General features: G+C 71.3%; 15 protein-coding genes. 8 read left to right on the top strand and 7 right to left on the bottom strand.

The annotated features are described in order from the left end of the window. Positions 1-154 precede the first annotated feature (154 nt). The gene (locus E1182_RS06755) at positions 155-2089 is read left to right on the top strand and encodes a chorismate-binding protein (protein WP_132262042.1); all 1935 of its coding nucleotides are present in this window, start codon (positions 155-157) and stop codon (positions 2087-2089) included. 45 nt (positions 2090-2134) lie between these two features. Here the strand turns inward: E1182_RS06755 and wrbA are convergent, their stop codons facing one another. Continuing rightward, positions 2135-2755, bottom strand: coding sequence for an NAD(P)H:quinone oxidoreductase (wrbA, locus tag E1182_RS06760; protein WP_132262043.1), 621 nt, complete (start codon positions 2753-2755; stop codon positions 2135-2137). 77 nt (positions 2756-2832) lie between these two features. On the opposite strand from wrbA, the gene E1182_RS06765 reads away from it, so the two are divergent. From E1182_RS06765 to E1182_RS06775, 3 genes are all read left to right on the top strand, one after another. Beyond that, complete coding sequence (locus E1182_RS06765) at positions 2833-3321, top strand: GNAT family N-acetyltransferase (RefSeq protein WP_132262044.1); 489 nt, start codon at positions 2833-2835, stop codon at positions 3319-3321. Positions 3322-3821: 500 nt separating this feature from the next. After that, positions 3822-4544, top strand: a complete 723-nt coding sequence (locus E1182_RS30920; protein ID WP_207921296.1) for a PRC and DUF2382 domain-containing protein — start codon at positions 3822-3824, stop codon at positions 4542-4544. A 188-nt stretch (positions 4545-4732) separates the two neighbouring features. After that, positions 4733-5800 (top strand): winged helix DNA-binding domain-containing protein, encoded by a 1068-nt coding sequence (locus E1182_RS06775; RefSeq protein WP_132262092.1) that lies wholly within the window; start codon positions 4733-4735, stop codon positions 5798-5800. 22 nt (positions 5801-5822) lie between these two features. On the opposite strand, the gene E1182_RS06780 is transcribed toward E1182_RS06775, so the two are convergent. From E1182_RS06780 to E1182_RS06795, 4 genes are read right to left on the bottom strand one after another with little or no spacing between them, the layout of a single operon-like run. Beyond that, a complete protein-coding gene (locus tag E1182_RS06780; protein WP_132262048.1) occupies positions 5823-7028 on the bottom strand; it encodes an ABC transporter ATP-binding protein in 1206 nt (401 codons plus the stop codon). A 9-nt stretch (positions 7029-7037) separates the two neighbouring features. Then, entirely contained in the window at positions 7038-7874 is an 837-nt protein-coding gene (locus tag E1182_RS06785; protein WP_132262051.1) for a carbohydrate ABC transporter permease, read from the bottom strand. Between the two features lies 1 nt (position 7875). Beyond that, positions 7876-8871, bottom strand: a complete 996-nt coding sequence (locus E1182_RS06790; RefSeq protein ID WP_132262053.1) for a carbohydrate ABC transporter permease — start codon at positions 8869-8871, stop codon at positions 7876-7878. After that, positions 8868-10154 carry an ABC transporter substrate-binding protein gene (locus E1182_RS06795; RefSeq protein WP_132262055.1) on the bottom strand — a complete coding sequence of 429 codons (1287 nt, stop codon included), beginning with the start codon at positions 10152-10154 and terminating at the stop codon, positions 8868-8870. Before E1182_RS06795 ends, E1182_RS06790 begins: the two co-directional genes overlap by 4 nt. Before the next feature lie 202 nt (positions 10155-10356). Here E1182_RS06795 and E1182_RS06800 point away from each other — a divergent pair, with 202 nt between their 5' ends. The 4 genes from E1182_RS06800 (at position 10357) to E1182_RS06810 (ending at position 11999) form a co-directional block, all read left to right on the top strand. Then, entirely contained in the window at positions 10357-10935 is a 579-nt protein-coding gene (locus E1182_RS06800; protein ID WP_132262057.1) for a DsbA family protein, read from the top strand. A gap of 28 nt (positions 10936-10963) precedes the next feature. After that, entirely contained in the window at positions 10964-11080 is a 117-nt protein-coding gene (locus tag E1182_RS30925; protein WP_165942535.1) for a VOC family protein, read from the top strand. A 170-nt stretch (positions 11081-11250) separates the two neighbouring features. After that, positions 11251-11682, top strand: coding sequence for a hypothetical protein (locus tag E1182_RS06805; RefSeq protein ID WP_132262060.1), 432 nt, complete (start codon positions 11251-11253; stop codon positions 11680-11682). A gap of 47 nt (positions 11683-11729) precedes the next feature. Next, the gene (locus E1182_RS06810) at positions 11730-11999 is read left to right on the top strand and encodes a hypothetical protein (protein ID WP_132262062.1); all 270 of its coding nucleotides are present in this window, start codon (positions 11730-11732) and stop codon (positions 11997-11999) included. A gap of 13 nt (positions 12000-12012) precedes the next feature. Here E1182_RS06810 and E1182_RS06815 read toward each other — a convergent pair whose 3' ends face one another. Both E1182_RS06815 and E1182_RS06820 read right to left on the bottom strand, forming a co-directional pair. Further along, complete coding sequence (locus E1182_RS06815) at positions 12013-12711, bottom strand: HAD family hydrolase (RefSeq protein ID WP_132262064.1); 699 nt, start codon at positions 12709-12711, stop codon at positions 12013-12015. A gap of 55 nt (positions 12712-12766) precedes the next feature. Next, positions 12767-15502 (bottom strand): glucosidase, encoded by a 2736-nt coding sequence (locus E1182_RS06820; protein WP_132262066.1) that lies wholly within the window; start codon positions 15500-15502, stop codon positions 12767-12769. Positions 15503-15535 lie beyond the last annotated feature (33 nt).

A 15535-nucleotide genomic window follows, 5' to 3' on the forward strand; every position in this document is an offset into this window, starting at 1 on the left:
ACGACATGCTCGCGCCCCTGTCCCACTGGTGGCCCGCCGACCTGGCGGCCCCCTTCCGCGCGTAGCTTTCCGCGGCCGCCCGACGAGGCGGCCGCCGGTCTCTCCCGGCTCCCGAGCCGCCCCGGCGGACGGCGAAGGCCATCGAGGAGATTCCATGACCAACCCGCACCGCCTACTCGCCGCCCTCGCCCGAGGCACCGACCCCGGCCCGTTCGCGCTGATCCGCCGCGAGTGCGCCGATCACCTGGACCTCTTCACCGGCCAGGTGCGCGTCGCCGACCGGCTCACCGATTTGCCGCTGCCGGACGGTCCAGCCGGGCCCCGCACGCTGGCGCTGGTGCCGTACCGACAGGTCGTTGAGCGCGGCTTCGAGTACGTCGACGACGGCACGCCGCTGGAGTACCTGGAGATAGCCGGACACGTCCCGGTCGCCCTGGCCGACGCGCTCGCCGCGCTGCCGGACGCGCCGGTGGTGACCAACGACGCCGGTTTCGACGTCACCGACGCGGAGTACGCCGAGATCGTCGGGCGGGTGCTGGCCGAGGAGATCGGGCGCGGCGAGGGAGCCAACTTCGTCATCCACCGCACGCTGCGCGCGAACGTGCAGGGCGCGCCGCTGGCCGCGGCGGCCGCCGCGCTGCGCCGGCTGCTGCTCGCCGAGCGGGGGGCCTACTGGACCTTCCTGGTGTTCACCGGGACCCGCATCCTGGTGGGGGCGAGCCCCGAGCGGCACGTCAGCGTCGACGACGGCCTGGTGATGATGAATCCGATCAGCGGAACCTTCCGGCACACCGGGGCCGCTGCGGACCGGGGCGCGCTGCTGCGCTTCCTGAGCGATCCGAAGGAGATCGAGGAGCTGTACATGGTCCTCGACGAGGAGCTGAAGATGATGGCCACGGTCGCCGACCAGGGCGGGCAGGTGGTCGGGCCGTACTTGAAGGAGATGTCCCACCTCGCGCACACGGAGTACCTGCTCGCGGGTCGGGGGACCCGGGACGTCCGGGAGGTGCTGCGGGAGACGATGTTCGCCCCCACGGTGACCGGGAGCCCGATGGAGAACGCCTGCCGGGTGATCGCCCGGCACGAGCGGACCGGCCGGCGCTACTACTCCGGGGTGCTGGCCCTGCTGGGACGGGACGCCGGCGGCCGGCAGACACTGGACGCCCCGATCCTGATCCGGACGGCGGAGATCTCCCCCGCGGGCGAGCTGCGGGTGCCGGTGGGGGCGACCCTGGTACGGCACTCGACGGCGGCCGGCGAGGTGGCCGAGACGCACGCGAAGGCGGCCGGGGTGCTCGCCGCCTTCGGGCTCGGCCCGCAGGCGCCCGTCCCCACCCCGCCTCCGGTTCGGCACGGGCCGGGCGCGGCGCTCGCCGACGACCCGCAGGTACAGGCGGCGCTCGCCGAGCGGAACATCCCGCTGGCCCGGTTCTGGCTCGACCAGCGACTGCCCGGGGCGGCCACTCTGCCCGGGTTGGTCGGCCGGCGGGCGCTGATCGTCGACGGCGAGGACACCTTCACCGGGATGCTGGCCCACCAGCTCGGTGCGCTCGGCCTCTCCGTCGAGGTACGCCTGTGGCGGCGGCCCGGCAGGCTCGACCCGTACGACCTGGTTGTCATCGGTCCGGGGCCGGGTGACCCGCGGGCGGTGGACGAGCCGAAGATGGCGGCGTTGCGTGGGCTGCTGACCGCGCGGCTGGCCGCCGGTCTGCCCACGCTGGCGGTCTGTCTCGGTCATCAACTGCTCGCCGGCCTGCTCGGGTTGCGGTTGCACCGGCGGGAGGCGCCGTACCAGGGGCTGCAACGTGAGGTGAGTGTCTTCGGCACGCCGAGACGGGTCGGCTTCTACTCCACGTTCACCGCCCTGGCCGACGCCGACCGGGTCACCACCCCGTACGGCGGGGCGGAGCTGTCCCGCGACCCGGTCGACGCGGCGGTGCACGCGCTGCGCGGACCCGGCTTCGCCGGGGTGCAGTTCCATCCGGAGTCGGTGCTCAGCCGGGACGGGATGGCCGTCCTGGCGGACCTGCTCGGCCACCTGTTGGCGCATCCGGCACTGACCACGCAGGGTTCCGCGGATCGCGGGTAGGGCGGACGATGACGGGGCCCGGGCCGCACCGGGCCCCGTCAGTGGTCAGCCGGCCGCCAGGCCGCGCTTGAGGGCCGCGCCGATCTGCACCGCCCGCTTGGCGGTCAGCGCGGTCGCGGCCAGCGCCACGTGGTCCGGGGGAACCTCGCCGTTGTTGCTGGTGTGCGAGGCGCCGTAGGGGTTGCCGGCGACGAACTGACTGGGATCGGTGTAGGCGGGGGTCACCACGATGCCGCCCCAGTGGTGGAAGACCGTGAACAGCGACAGCAGGGTGGACTCCTGCCCACCGTGCTCCGTGGCGGCGGAGGTGAACGCGCTGTAGACCTTGTTCGCCAGCGCGCCGTTGGCCCAGAGCGGGCCGGTGGTGTCGATGAACTGCTTGAGCTGCGCGGCGATCATGCCGTATCGGGTGGGCGAGCCGAGGATGACCACATCGGCCCACGCCAGGTCGTCGATCTCGACCTCCATGACGTCCTGGGTCTCCAGGCGGTGCGCCTGCCAGCCGGCGTTGGAGCGGATCGCCTCGTCGGGTGCCAGTTCGCGCACCTTGCGCAGGCGGACCTCGGCGCCAGCCTCCCCGGCTGCCTCGCAGGCTGCCTGCGCCATCTGGTAGGTGATACCGGTGGCGCTGTAGTAGATCACCGCGACCTTGACCTGGCCGTCCATCGATTCCTCCTCGTTTCGGGTCAGCTTCGGCGACTACCCGTTGTTTGCGCCGTCAAACTTCGTGCGATGCTCCGGGCATGCAGATCAGGACAGCAACCGACGCGGACTGGCCGGCCATCTGGCCCTTCCTTCGGGAGATCGTCGGTGCCGGCGAGACCTACACCTGGCCGCGGGATGTGTCGGAGGAGGCGGCCCGGGGCATGTGGCTGGTCCGGCCACCGGGGCGGACGGTGGTGGCCGTGGACTCCGACGGCACCGTGCTGGGCTCGGCGAAACTGGTGCCGAACCAGGCCGGCCCGGGCGACCACGTCGCCAACGCCAGCTTCATGGTGGCGCCGGCCGCGGCGGGTCGGGGGGTGGGCCGGTCTCTCGGCGCACACGTGCTGGAGTTGGCGCGCGCCGACGGTTATCGGGCGATGCAGTTCAACGCGGTGGTGGCGACCAACACCCGGGCCGTCGCGCTCTGGCGATCGCTGGGCTTCGAGGTGGTCGGTCGGATCCCGGCGGGATTCCGGCACCCGACCGAGGGTGACGTCGACCTGCTGGTCATGCATCGGCATCTCTGAAGTCCCACCCGACTCAGCTCAAGATTTGCGCAAGTTCTGCGTGGGAGCGATGCCATGGCCGTGGTCGAACCGGGATCCTGTTCGCACGGATGTCGACGGCGCGCAAACGTCGCCGACACGCCGGGGAACCTGAACGGGGGATCGCGCTCCGCTCGCGCGACGGCGGGCGTAGCGCGATCAGGGGGCCCGTTCCAGCTGGGGGGATCCGCCAGCGGGTCGACGGCCTGGCTACCGCTCTCTACCGGAGCTCGTCGCCCAGGTCGTCGACCCGCTGTGCCGGGCGAGGCTCGGCCAACTCCCCCACACCTCTCAGGTCGGCCTCCCGCCTCACCTCGCGGGTCGACGCCGGGCAGCGGCACGCCGCACTCCCGTCGCCAGGCGCACCGGCGGTGGTCCCGCCGCGGGAACCACCGGCCGCGCCGGTTTCCACGCCGGCTTGGACGAATGCTGCCCTGACCCGTCGGGTAGCCAGCGGTGACCCACGAGAGGAAGGACGAACCATGCGACTGACCGAACAGCAGGTCCGTTCGCTGTACGGACAGGACGTCCAGGACCGCTCGGGCGCGAAAATCGGCAGCGTGGCACAGGTCTGGGCCGACGCCGCCGGCGAGCCGACCTGGGTCAGTGTGAAGACCGGCATGATGGGCCAGCACGAGCACATGGCCCCGCTGACCGGGGCCGGCGTATCCGAGGGCAAGGTGACCGTGCCGTACGACAAGGCGACCGTCAAGAGCGCACCGACGGTGGAGGCCGGCACCGAGCAGCCGCTCGGCAGCGACCGGCTCGCCCAGCTCTACCGGCACTACCAGCTCCAGCAGCAGGAGCGTCCGCCGCAGCGGATGCCCGGTTCGCCGGAGCTGACCCGGTCGGAGGAACGGCTGCGGGTCGGCACCGAGAGCGAGCCGGCGGGCACCGCCCGGCTGAGCAAGCAGGTGGTGACCGAGAACGTGCACACCACCGTGCCGATCGAGCACGACGAGGTGCGCGTCATCCGCGAGCCGATCACCGACGCGAACCGGGGTGAGATCCGGCCGGACATCCGCGACGAGCAGCGAGAGATGGAGCTGCGCGCCGAGCGTCCGGTGGTCGGCAAGGAACAGGTCCCGGTCGAGCGGGTCCGGCTGGCCAAGGACGAGATCGTCGAGGAACAGCCGATCGACGAGCAGGTTCGCCGGGAGCGGATCGACGTCGACGTGCCGGAGTCGGCACGACGGCGCGGCTGACCACGACGGTCCCGGCGGGTGTCGGGGCGGCCGGGCGGACGGGCACCAGCCCGTCCGCCCGGTGTCGTCTCCGTGCCGCCGGCCGCGACCGGCAGACGTGTCGGTGGCTGCGCCTAGGCTGACGGTCGATCTGTTCAGGAAGGGCGGCCGACGTGCGGTTGACCGGTGACGAGGCGCTGGCGTTGCGGATGACCAGCCTGCTGCTGCGGACGCACCCGCGAGGCCGGCCGCAGGACGTCGCCGGTGTCGTGCGGTGGTTCGGCGCCATGCAGGCCCAGGACGCCGCGAGCGGCATGTGGTCGCTGGGGGCCCGGCTGCCCGGGTGCACGGTGGCCGACGTGCAGGCGGCGCTGGAGCGACGGGAGGCGCTGCGCACCTGGCCGATGCGGGGGACGGTGCACCTCGTACCGTCGCGCGACGCCCGGTGGATGCTGGCGGTCACCGGCGTACGGGCGTTGATGGGGGCGCAGCGGCGCCGTGAGGTGCTCGGCCTGACCGAGGCGGAGGCCGACCGGGCCGCCGACGTGCTCGGCACGGCGCTGGCCGGCGGCGTCCGGCTGACCCGCGCCGAGTGCCTGGCCACGCTCGCCGCGGCCGGTATCGACTGCGCCGGCCAGCGCGGCTACCACCTGCTCTGGTACGCCAGCCAACGCGGCGTCACCTGCATCGCCCCGCACGTCGGCACCGAGCAGACGTTCGCCCTGCTCGACGAGTGGGCCCCCGACCCGCACCGGCCCGAACGGGACGAGGCTCTCGGCATTCTCGCGACCCGGTACTTCCGCAGCCATGGGCCGACCACCCGGCAGGACTTCGCCGGCTGGACGGGCCTGACCGCCACCGACGCCCGGCGGGCCGTCGCGGTCGCCGGCGACGCGCTCGCCGCCGTCCAGGTCGACGGGGTCGAGGCGCTGCTCGACCCGGCACTGCTCGACGCCCCCCGGGAGCCGGCCGACGACGTGCTGGCGCTGCCCGGCTTCGACGAGTACCTGCTCGGCTACAAGGACCGCACGCTGATGCTCGACCCGGCGCACCAGCAGGCCATCGTTCCGGGCGGCAACGGTGTCTTCCGGCCAACCGTGGTACGCGCCGGCCGGGTGGTCGGCACCTGGAAGCGCACCGTGACCAGGACCCGCGTCCGGGTCGCCCTGCATCCGCTGGTCGGGCTCGACCCGGCGACGCGCGAGCGGGTGGTGGCGGCCGTCGACCCGTACGCGCGCTTCCTCGGGCTGCCGACCCTCGTGGAGTGGGCCGACTGATCACCGGATCCGGCGCCCGCGCTCAGTCGGCGAGCGCCCCACCCGACCGACCCTCGTGCAGGGTCAGGTTGTGTCCACTGCCCGGGTCGAACAGGTGGATCTTCTCCAGGTTGAACCAGACCCGCCGGTCCTCGCCCTCCCGTACCGCCGACTCGGCCGACAGCCGGGTGACCAGGCTGGCGCCGCCGCCGCTGAAGTCGGCCCCGGCATCGGCCGCCAGCTCCTCCAGCTCGGCGGCGGTGGCCCGCTGTCCCTCGACGGTGAAGTAGACGTACTTGTCCGAGCCCATCGACTCGACGATGTCGACCGGCGCGGTGAACTCCAAGCCCCGGCGGCGGGTGTCGTCGTCGACCAGCTCGGCGTCCTCGAAGTGCTCGGGACGGATGCCGAGAATCAGTTCGCGGGGCGCGTCGGCGCCCTCGAGCTGCCGGCGGATCCGCTCGCCGATCGGCACGTCGCCCAGGGTCGTACGCAGCTTTCCGTCCTCGACGGCGGCGGGCAGGAAGTTCATCGACGGTGAGCCGATGAATCCGGCGACGAAGAGGTTGTACGGGTGGTCGTACAGCTCCTGCGGCGGGCCGACCTGCTGGATCGCGCCGCCTCGCATGATGACCACCCGGTCGCCGAGGGTCATCGCCTCGGTCTGGTCGTGGGTGACGTAGACGGTGGTGGTGCCGAGCTGCTTCTGCAGCCGGGACACCACGGTGCGCATCTGCACCCGCAGCTTGGCGTCGAGGTTGGACAGCGGCTCGTCCATCAGGAACGCCTTGGGCTGCCGAACGATCGCCCGGCCCATGGCGACCCGCTGGCGCTGGCCGCCGGAGAGGTTGGCCGGCTTGCGGTCCAGCAGCGGGGTCAACTCCAGGACCTTCGCCGCCTCCTCGACCTTCGAGTCGATGGTCTGCTTGTCCTGCTTCGCCAGTCGCAGCGGGAAGGCCATGTTCTCCCGCACGGTCATGTTGGGGTAGAGCGCGTACGACTGGAACACCATGGCGATGTCCCGGTCCCGGGGGGCCTTGTCGTTGACCCGCTGCCCACCGATGCGCAGTTCGCCGGAGCTGATGTCCTCCAACCCGGCGATCATGTTGAGGGTGGTGGACTTCCCGCAGCCCGACGGGCCGACCAGGATGACAAACTCGCCGTCGGCGATCTCCAGGTCGACGTCGCGTACCGCGGTGGTGCCGTCGGGGAAGCGCTTGCTCACCTTGTCCAGCACGATGTCAGCCATTGTTGTCACCTATCCCTTGACGGCGCCGGAGGTCAGGCCCGAGACGATGCGGCGTTGGAAGAAGAGCACGAACAGGATGATCGGAATGGTGATCACCACGGCGGCGGCGCAGATCGCCCCGGTGGGGTCCTCGAACTGCGACTCGCCGGTGAAGAACGACAGCGCCACCGGCACCGTCCGGGCCCGCTCGGTGGAGGTGAGCGTGACGGCGAACAGGAAGTCGTTCCAGCAGAAGATGAAGACCAGGATCGCCGTGGTGAACAGCCCCGGCGCGGCCAGCGGGGCGATCACCCGGCGGAACGCCTGACCCTGGGTGGCGCCGTCCATCTTCGCCGCCTTCTCCAGGTCCCACGGGATCTGCTTGAAGAACGCCGACAGGGTGTAGATCGCCAGCGGCAGCGCGAAGGTGATGTACGGCAGGATCAGTCCCGGCCAGGTGTCGAAGAGGCCGAGCTGCCGCTCGATCTCGAACAGCGGCGACACCAGCGACACCTGCGGGAACATCGCGATCAGCAGGGAGACGCCGACGAGCAGCCGCTTGCCGGGGAAGTCCAGCCGGGAGATCGCGTACGCGGCCATCGCACCGAGCACCACCGCGATCGCGGTGGCGATCAGGGCGATGCCGATCGAGTTGACCAGGGCGCGCAGGAACTGGTCGGTGGTGAAGATGCTCCGGTAGTTGTCCAGCGTCCACTCCCGGGGCCAGAACCGGCCGTCGGTGAGGGTGGCCGGGGTCTTGAACGACAGGGAGGCGATCCAGAGCACCGGGATCAGCGCGAAGACGACGACGATGACGTCCAGCAGACCCCAGCGCAGCTTCGCCCGGGTGGTGGTGTCGACGGCCATCTCAGCGCCTCTCTCCGTCGTCGCTGCCGGGGGCAGCGGTACCGAACAGCTTCACGAAGACGAAGGCGATGATCGCCACGGTGAGGAAGATCAGCACCGACATCGTCGAGCCGATGCCGAGGTTGAGGCCCCGGATCAGGTTGTTGTAGGCGAGCATCGACACCGAGGAGGTCTCGTTGCCGCCCGCGGTCAACACGAAGATGTTGTCGAACACCCGGAACGCGTCCAGGGTGCGGAACAGCAGCGCGACCAGGATCGCCGGCTTCATCACCGGCAGCATCACCTTGGTGAACCGCTGCCAGGCGGTCGCCCCGTCGGTCGAGGCCGCCTTGAGCAGGTCCTCGGGGACCAGCGCCAGGCCGGCCATCAGCAGCAGCGCCATGAACGGCGTGGTCTTCCAGATCTCCGCCAGCATGATGATCGCCAGCGAGCTGGCCCGCTCGGTCAGCGGCGCACCGTCGGAGAACAGGTTGGCCAGGTAGCCGGTGCCGGGCGTCCAGGCGTACCGCCAGGAGAAGGCGGCGACGACCGTGACGATGCCGTACGGGATCAGCGCGGCGGTGCGGACGATGCCCCGGCCGACCAGCGTGCGGTGCATGATCAACGCCAGTCCCATGCCGAGCACCAGTTCGACCGCGACGGTGACCACCGTGATCAGCATGGTCACACCGAACGCGGTCCACCAGAACTCGTTGGTGAGCACGGTGACGTAGTTCTCCAGCCCGATGAACTCACGCTGGTCCGGGAAGCGCAGGTCGAAGCGCTGCAACGACAACCAGACCGAGTAGACGATCGGGTACGCGGTGACCAGCACCATGACCAGCGCGGCCGGGGCGCAGAGCAGCCAGCCCAGCCGACGCTCGGCCTTCTTGTTCTCACTGAGCGGGGTCTTGGCCCGGCGGCGGGCCCGCTGCGTCGGGACGGCCGCGTGCCGGCCGGTGCCGTGCTCCGCGTCGGCGCTCACGTCCGCGCCGGCGGGAGTGACGTTGATGCTCACGGCAGGACCCCCTTCGACTCCAGCGCGGCGGCGATCGCCTGCCGCAGTTCGTCGGCGGTCCGCTGCGGATCGATCGCCGAGGGCGGAGACAGGATCGCCGACATCACCGTGGAGATGCTCTGGTACGCCGGGCTCAGCGGACGTACCGCCGGCTCCTTCAACTCCGCCAGGATGGTCTCCTTCATTGGGTACGCCTCGGCCATCTCCGGGTCGTCGTAGACCTTCTCGATGGTGGGCGGGACGCCGTCGTTGACCGCGGAGAACTTCTGGTGTTCGGCGTTGCGCAGGCACTTCGCCGCCTCGAACGACTCGGCGGGGTGCCGGGAGTAGGCGCTGACCGCCAGGTTGATCCCGCCGATGGTGACCCGGCTGGGGGTGCCGGCGTCGACACCGGGGACGCGGGCCCAGCGCACCTTCTGTGCCAGCGCCGGGTCGGCCTCCTGCAGCGCGGGGTAGACGAAGGGCCAGTTGACCTGGAAGGCGCCGTTGCCGGACTGGAACTCCAGCCGGACCGGATCCTCGGTGGCGTTGCTGAACGACGGTGAGGTCACGCCCGACGTGGCGAACCGCTTGAGCAGGTCGAGCGCCCGCACGGCACCCTCGTCCATGACGGCCTGCCGGCCGTCGTCGCTGACGATCTTGCCGCCGGCGCTCGCGGCGAGGGTGTTGTAGAGGACGACCAGGCCCTCGTACTGGGCGCCCATGGTGAGCACCTGGTACGGCTTGCCCTGCCGCTTCAGCTCCTGGGCGGCGGAGATCATCTCGTCCCAGGTGGCCGGCGGCTGGGCAACCAGGTCGGTGCGGTACCACAGCAGCTGGACGTTGGTGTTCTTCGGCGCGCCGTAGAGCCGGTTCTCGTACCGGGCGGTGTCCAGCGGACCGGCGAGGGTGCCCTGCTCCACCTCGGCCCGGTCCTGGCCGGTCCACTCGCGGATCCAGTTGGCGCTGGCGAACTCCTGGGTCCAGGTGACGTCGAGGCCGAGCACGTCCATGCCGCTGTCCTCGGCGGCGAGCCGGCGCACCAGCTGCACCCGCTGGTCGTCGGCCTGCCGGGGCAGCACTCGGTAGGCGATCGTGTAGCGGCCCCCGGCCTGGGCGTTGCAGTCGTCGACCACCTGTTGCAGGTTCTGCTCCGGCGGGTAGTACAGGTTGATGGTGGGCGTACCGCCGTCGTCGCCGGAGCCGCACGCGGCCAGCGGCGCGACCAGCGCCAGCGCGGCGGCTGCCGCGCCGACCCGTACGCCCGGTCGGCGTCGGTGTCCAGGCGCCTCGGGGTCCGTCATCGCCCTCCCCCTTCCTTCGGCGAGAAACCGGGGAGGCACCCGTGCCCCGGTGCACGGCGATACGGCCCGGGACGGGCGGGTCGTGAAGTATGCCGCCCCCGGACGTTTCGTGCGCCTACACTGCCCGAGCGGTGACGTCGTGAAACATCACCGGCGGCGACCCTGGCGGGCGCTTCGGGTGGTGCCCTCGTAGGCTCGGCCGATGGATGCCACCTTTTTCTTCGACCCCGTCTGCCCGTGGACCTGGCGCGCCTCGCGCTGGCTGGTCACCGTCGCGCAGGCGCGCGGGCTGAGCGTCGAGTGGCGGTCGTTCAGTCTGGCCATCCTCAACGACGGCAAGGTGTCGCCGGAGTTCGCCCCGGTGCTGGCCGCGTCGAGTCGGGCGCTGCGGCTGGTGGAGGCGTTGCACGCGCAGGGCCGCGCCGACGATGCCGGGCGCTTCTACACGGAACTGGGCGCGCGCACCCACGAGGCCGGCGACCCGCTGTCGGTCGAACTGGTGGACGCGGCCGTCGCGGCGGCCGGGCTGGGCGCGGACGCGCCGGCCCTCGACGACGACGGTTGGGACGAGGCGGTACGTGCCTCGCACGCCCTGGCGTACGCCTCGGCGGGTCCGGACATCGGCTCGCCGGTGCTGATGGTGCCGGACGCCGATCGGGGCGTGCACGGGCCGATCTTCACCGAGGTGCCCGGGCTCGACGACGCCCTGACGGTCTGGGACTCGGTGCTGCCGTTGCTGCGGATGCCGGTCTTCCACGAGATCAAGCGCGGTCGCCGCTGACGGTCCGGCGCAGCCGGGCGGGGCGCCGTTGCCGCGGGCGGGCGCGCGACTGGTCCGCGAGCCGGACGCGGAGATCAGTTGGTGGGTGCTGGCCGACCCGAAAGGCAATCAGTTCTGCGCCTTCCCGCCTCGTCTGACCGAGTGAACGGACGATTACTCCGAGCGCCCGGGTGGACTAGCATCGACCTGCGCGTCCGCCACCGTCGTCGACACGCCTCGGCCGACCACGGCCCGCCCGATCGGTTGGTTCTCGCGCGAACCGCCCTCTGCCGATCCACCGGTTGGGCAGGATCGCTTTCACGAGGAGGTGCCGTCGTGCAGGACACCCGCGCTCTCGCCCTGACGTTCGAGGTGAGCGGCCTGCCACCGGTCAAGACCGAGGCGCTGTCCATCTTCGCCGCCGGGCACCGGCAGGCGACGAGGGTCCGCGCCCTGCTCCAGGCGGCCTGCGCCGCGGCCCAGCGCACCGGCTGGACGCCGCTGGACGGGCCGGTCGAGGTCGACCTGACCCTGCGGTGCCCACCGGGGCACCGCACCTCGGACGCCAGCACCCTGCTCGGCGGGGTGTGCGCGGTGCTCCAGGACAAGAAGCGGGTCACCAGCATCGGGCTGGCCCACCTCGGCGTCCTGGTCGACGTCGCGCTCTACGACGACGACCGGCAGATTCGCCGGTTGTCGTACCGGGAGGAGCCCGCGGAGGACTTCTCCTACCAGGTGCGGGTGGCCGCGGTGCCCACCGTGGTTTGACCGACGCCCGCGGTGGGGTACCGCGGACGCCGACGAAGGGAGCGCCGATGTCAGAGCCACATGTCACGTTGGACCCCCGCGATCCCGTGCAGGAGAAGCTGCGCGGTCCGCTGGAGGAGCAGCTGACCTCGGCGTTGCAGGCCGCCGCGGACCGGGTCCGCGCCAGCTACGCCGGAGAGCCGGTCGAGCAGGTCTGTCAGTCGCTGCTGGACGAGACCCGATCCGGCCTGCACCCGGACATCGCGGCCGGCTTCCAGCCCGACATGGACGAGTTCTGCCGGGTGGCCGTGGCGATCGTGCGCGGCGAGGTCGCCTGAACCTGCCCGGCGCTCAGAAGTGCCGAAGCAGCTCGGGGAACTCCTTGAGGCGCAGCACACCGGGGTCGTCGGGGTCGAGTTCGTCGTGTTCGAGCACCCAGGTGTTGTCGTTCGGGATGAAGACGGCGGACATGCCGGCCGCCCTGGCCGGGAGGATGTCCGACTTCGGGGAGTTCCCCACCATCCAGGCGCGTGCCGGGTCGAAGCCGTGTTCACGGGCCAGCCACCGGTAGGTCGCCGCGTTCTTCTCCGGCACGATGTGCGCGGCGTCGAAGTGGTGCAGCAGCCCGCACGCGTCGAGTTTGCGCTGCTGCTCCTCCCGGTCGCCCTTGGTGAGCAGGAGCAGGTCGTACCGGCCGGCGAGGGCGTCGAGGGTGTCCGCGACCCCCGGCATCAGCTCGACCTGGTGGGCGACGAGCGCGGCGGCCAGCTCGTCGATCTCCCGGCGTTCCCGGTCGGTGGCCGGGCGCTCGCGCAACCGTTCCAGGCACTCGGCGAGGCTGCGCAGGAAAACCTTGCTGCCGTAGCCGTGGGCGACGGCGTTGGCGGCCTCGATGTCGTCCAGCACGGCGCGGATCTCGCGGCGGTCCAGGGTGGGGTGGTCCAGCCAGTCCAGGAAGTCGTCGATGACCCGCTCGAAGAGGAGGTTGTTCTCCCAGAGCGTGTCGTCGGCGTCGAAGACGAGCACCGCCGCGTTGTGGCGCTGTGACATCCTGCCCCTCCCGGTCTCCGTGTCCGGCAGACGCTACTGCGGGCCGTCGACCGGGTCAGCCGGTTTTCGCCGCAGGCGGCGGTTCCCGGCGCAGGGTGAGGATGAGATCGGCGACCAGGGCCGTCCAGCCGGTCTGGTGCCAGGCGCCCAGGCCGGCGCCGTTGTCACCGTGGAAGTACTCGGGGAAACAGATCAGGTCCCGCCAGTCCGGGTGGGTCTGGAACAACTGGGCGGCGCCGTAGATCGGCCGCCGGCCCCAGCCGTCCCGGGTGAACAGCGAGATCAGCCGGGCCGAGAGGTCGTCGGCGATCTGTTCCAGGGTGCACTTGCGCCCGGAGCGGGTCGGGTACTCGACCTGAAGGTCGTCGCCGAAGAACGCGGCGTAGTCGCGCAGCGCGCTGATCAGCAGGAAGTTCGTCGGCATCCAGATCGGCCCGCGCCAGTTGGAGTTGCCGCCGAACAGGCCGCTGGTCGACTCCGCCGGCTCGTAGCCGACGCTGAACTCGTGCCCGCCCAGGGTGACCGAGAAGGGCTGGTCCAGGTGGGCCCGGCTGAGCGTGCGCAGGCCATACTCGGAGAGGAACTCGTCCGGGTCCAGCATCCGGGCGAGCAGGCGGACCACCTGCTCCGGAGCGACCATGGACAGCAGCCGCTGCTGCCGGCCGTCCGGACCGATCCGGCGGGTGCCGATCACGGCGGCGTACTCGGGACGCTGGCTGAGGAACCACCGCAGCCGGGCACCCAGCTCGGGCAGGCGGTGCAGGGTACGGGCGGTGAGCCGGGTGGTGGCCGCCAACGGCAGCAGCCCGACCACCGAGCGGACCTTCAGCGGCACCTTGCTGCCGTCGGCCAGCCGCAGCACGTCGTAGAAGAAGGCGTCCTCGTCGTCCCAGAGCCCCTGCTCGTACGCCGCCGCCGCGATGTACGCGAAATGCTCGAAGAACTTGGTGGCGGTGTCCACGTACGCCCGGTCGTGTTCGGCGAGCACGATCGCCATGTCCAGCAGGTTGAGCGCGTACATGGCCATCCAGCCGGTGCCGTCGGACTGTTCCAGCACCCCGGCGACCGGCAGCGCGGCCGACCGGTCGAACGGACCGACGTTGTCCAGCCCGAGGAAACCGCCCTCGAAGACGTTGTTGCCGCCGGTGTCCTTGCGGTTGACCCACCAGGTGAAGTTCAGCAGCAGCTTGTGCATCACCCGGGCGAGGAACTCGTGGTCCCGGCTCCCGTCGATCTCGAACACCTTGAGCGCCGCCCAGGCGTGCACCGGCGGGTTGACGTCGCCGAAGGCCCACTCGTACGCCGGGATCTGCCCGTTGGGATGCAGATACCACTCGCGCAGCAGGAGCAGCAGTTGCTCCTTGGCGAAGCCCGGGTCGACCCGGGCGATGCTCACGCAGTGGAACGCCAGGTCCCAGGCGGCGTACCAGGGATACTCCCAGGGGTCGGGCATGGAGATGACGTCGAAGCTGGTCATGTGCCACCAGGCGCTGTTGCGCCCGTGCCGGCGACCGGCCGGCGGGGGTGTCGAGCCGGGGTCGCCTTCCAGCCACCGCTTGACGTCGAAGTGGTAGAACTGCTTGCCCCACATCAGCCCGGCGATGGCCTGGCGGGCGACCAGGGCCTCGTCCGCACTGGCCGCGGCGGGGATGACGCCGGCGAAGAAGTGGTTCGCCTCGGCCCGCCTCGCCCAGACCACGGCGTCGAAGCCGGCGCCGAGGTCGGATCGCGGTGGGGTCGCGCCGCCGGGTGGCGGTGCGGTCCGGGTCAGCCGCAGCCGGATCTGCCGCTGGCCGCCGGCGGGCACGTCGAGGACGTAGTGCAGCGCGCCCTTGGTTCCCTCGCCCGCCGGGTTGACGGTGGCCGCGCCGGCCACGACGTGGTCGTTGATGCCGTCCTTCGGGTACGGCGACCGGCCCGGCAGCCCCCACAGCCGCTCGGCGTTGGTGTCGTTGTCGCAGAGCAGCGGGGTCGGATCACCGTCGCCGGAGAGCAGGACCTGCCCGAGCACCCAGTGCTCGCCGACCAGCCGGGACCCCTCCCCGACCAGCTTCGGCACCCGGTCGGCGCCGGGCAGACCCCAGGCCCAGGTGTTGCGGAACCACAGGTGCGGCAGCACGTGCAGGGTGGCCGCCTCGTCGCCCCGGTTGGCCACGGTCACCAGGATGCACATGTCGGTCGGGGACGCCTTGGCGTAGTCGACGGTGACCGCCCAGTACCGGTCGTCGTCGAAGACGCCGGTGTCGACCAGCTCGTACTCGGTCTCGTCCCGGCCGCGCAGCGCGTTGACCGCGACCAGCTCGTCATAGGGGAACGCGGCCTGCGGGTAGTGGTACCGCCAGCGCATCCAGGAGTGGGTGGGGGTGGAGTCCTCGTACCACCAGTAGTCCTTGGCGTCCTCGCCGTGATTGCCGCCGTCGCCGCCGAGGCCGAACATCCGCTCCTTGAGGATCGGGTCGTGGCCGTTCCACAGGGCGAGGGCGAAGCAGAAGGTCTGCCGGTCGTCGCAGACGCCCGCCATGCCGTCCTCGTTCCACCGGTAGGCTCTGGACCGCGCGTGGTCGTGCGGGAAGTAGTCCCACGCCGTACCGTGCTCGCTGTAGTCCTCTCGGACCGTTCCCCACGCCCGCTCGGACAGATAGGGGCCCCATGCGCGCCAGTCCTGCTCCCCGGCGTCGGCCTGGGCCAGCCGGAGGCGTTCGGCGTCGGGGAAGGGTGCGTCGGAGGGTGAGCTGTCGGTGAACACCAGCACATCTTGGACGTCGTCGGGGTACTTGACCACAGCGGCCATTGTCGTCGTGTCGTGTTACACCTCGCCGCAGTG

Source organism: Micromonospora sp. KC721 (assembly GCF_004348355.1).
In the GTDB taxonomy this organism is placed as follows: domain Bacteria; phylum Actinomycetota; class Actinomycetes; order Mycobacteriales; family Micromonosporaceae; genus Micromonospora.

Bases quoted from the DNA above. Each gene is read 5' to 3' on its own strand.
- E1182_RS06810 (WP_132262062.1), top strand. From the start codon at position 11,730: ATGTCAGAGCCACATGTCACGTTGGACCCCCGCGATCCCGTGCAGGAG.
- E1182_RS06775 (WP_132262092.1), top strand. From the start codon at position 4,733: ATGACCAGCCTGCTGCTGCGGACGCACCCGCGAGGCCGGCCGCAGGAC.
- wrbA (WP_132262043.1), bottom strand. From the start codon at position 2,755: ATGGACGGCCAGGTCAAGGTCGCGGTGATCTACTACAGCGCCACCGGT.
- E1182_RS06780 (WP_132262048.1), bottom strand. From the start codon at position 7,028: ATGGCTGACATCGTGCTGGACAAGGTGAGCAAGCGCTTCCCCGACGGC.
- E1182_RS06785 (WP_132262051.1), bottom strand. From the start codon at position 7,874: ATGGCCGTCGACACCACCACCCGGGCGAAGCTGCGCTGGGGTCTGCTG.
- E1182_RS06815 (WP_132262064.1), bottom strand. From the start codon at position 12,711: ATGTCACAGCGCCACAACGCGGCGGTGCTCGTCTTCGACGCCGACGAC.
- E1182_RS06795 (WP_132262055.1), bottom strand. From the start codon at position 10,154: ATGACGGACCCCGAGGCGCCTGGACACCGACGCCGACCGGGCGTACGG.
- E1182_RS30920 (WP_207921296.1), top strand. From the start codon at position 3,822: ATGCGACTGACCGAACAGCAGGTCCGTTCGCTGTACGGACAGGACGTC.
- E1182_RS06820 (WP_132262066.1), bottom strand. From the start codon at position 15,502: ATGGCCGCTGTGGTCAAGTACCCCGACGACGTCCAAGATGTGCTGGTG.
- E1182_RS06765 (WP_132262044.1), top strand. From the start codon at position 2,833: ATGCAGATCAGGACAGCAACCGACGCGGACTGGCCGGCCATCTGGCCC.
- E1182_RS06800 (WP_132262057.1), top strand. From the start codon at position 10,357: ATGGATGCCACCTTTTTCTTCGACCCCGTCTGCCCGTGGACCTGGCGC.
- E1182_RS06755 (WP_132262042.1), top strand. From the start codon at position 155: ATGACCAACCCGCACCGCCTACTCGCCGCCCTCGCCCGAGGCACCGAC.